A 912-nucleotide genomic window follows, 5' to 3' on the forward strand; every position below is an offset into this window, starting at 1 on the left:
GTCCAGGCTCTCGCTGGTCTCCGTCAGGAACTCACGCAACAGATCATCCATGAAACTGGCCTTCCAAGAGTGGCGTTGCGATCGCAGGCGACCGCTGATCCTGTCAGAGCGATGGTCGGTCCGTTGCTTTCGCCAAGGCGAGCGGATCGACTCCGCCCTGCGCCCGACGTCACGCACCTTCCTCAGGTTCCATCGTTAGGCCCGGCTTTTCTCCGTCCCGTTAATTTTAATGTCCGTGCTAATACGGAACCAGGAACTCGCGCGAGGCTCGGCAGATTCACGCTCGGACGTGAAGCGAGCTCAAGGCACGACCTCGGCGGGCGCGATCCCTGGGCTTTCGCACTGGATCAGCGCCCTGATCTCCTTCAAGGCCTTGTAGAGCGCGCCGGCGCTGACGTGCCGGTCGACTTCCTCGACCAGGCGGGCGGCGCCCGGCGTCGCGTCACGCAACTCGTTGATGCAGGCCAGATAGGATGCGCGATAGCGTCCCGCGTCGCTCTTCAGATACATGGTCTGAACGCAGAGATAGAGGCGCTTCGCCGGCGTGTCGGCGGTTTCGGCGGTCACGGTGTCGCGCTCGCGCAGGATCGGAACGTCGCCTTCGACGATGAAGCGCGCACGGGTGTTGGAATTGACGATGACGGTGTCGCCGATCACGATACGTTCGAACGGCTTGAGTTCGACCCGCAGGGGCATGGCCCTGGCTCCTCTCGGCGGTCTCCGTTCGGGAGCCGCGCCGCCGGCGGATGGCGTTATCGTCGAGAGGCGACTGCTGTTGCGCTCGCGTTCCGCGCTTGCCGGCGAAACGCCTCGACGTCGAACGAGACCGGCGTCAATCCTGGATCTTGGAGCCGAAAGCGGCGGGGACCAGCCCCGCCGCCTCCGATGATGATGGTGTCGCCTCAGCCTTAG

The 912-nt window shown here is 64.3% G+C and carries 1 protein-coding gene; it reads right to left on the reverse strand.

Going from position 1 to position 912, the window contains the following annotated elements; genetic code table 11:
• Positions 1 to 300: 300 nt before the first annotated feature.
• The gene (gene flbT / locus BRAS3809_RS30670; protein WP_008965902.1) at positions 301 to 696 is read right to left on the reverse strand and encodes a flagellar biosynthesis repressor FlbT; all 396 of its coding nucleotides are present in this window, start codon (positions 694 to 696) and stop codon (positions 301 to 303) included.
• Between the last annotated feature and the right edge of the window lie 216 nt (positions 697 to 912).

Origin of the sequence: Bradyrhizobium sp. STM 3809 (genome assembly GCF_000239795.1) — a bacterium.
Lineage (GTDB): Bacteria > Pseudomonadota > Alphaproteobacteria > Rhizobiales > Xanthobacteraceae > Bradyrhizobium.

Coding starts and splice junctions, on each gene's coding strand:
- flbT (WP_008965902.1), bottom strand. CDS start 696: ATGCCCCTGCGGGTCGAACTCAAGCCGTTCGAACGTATCGTGATCGGC.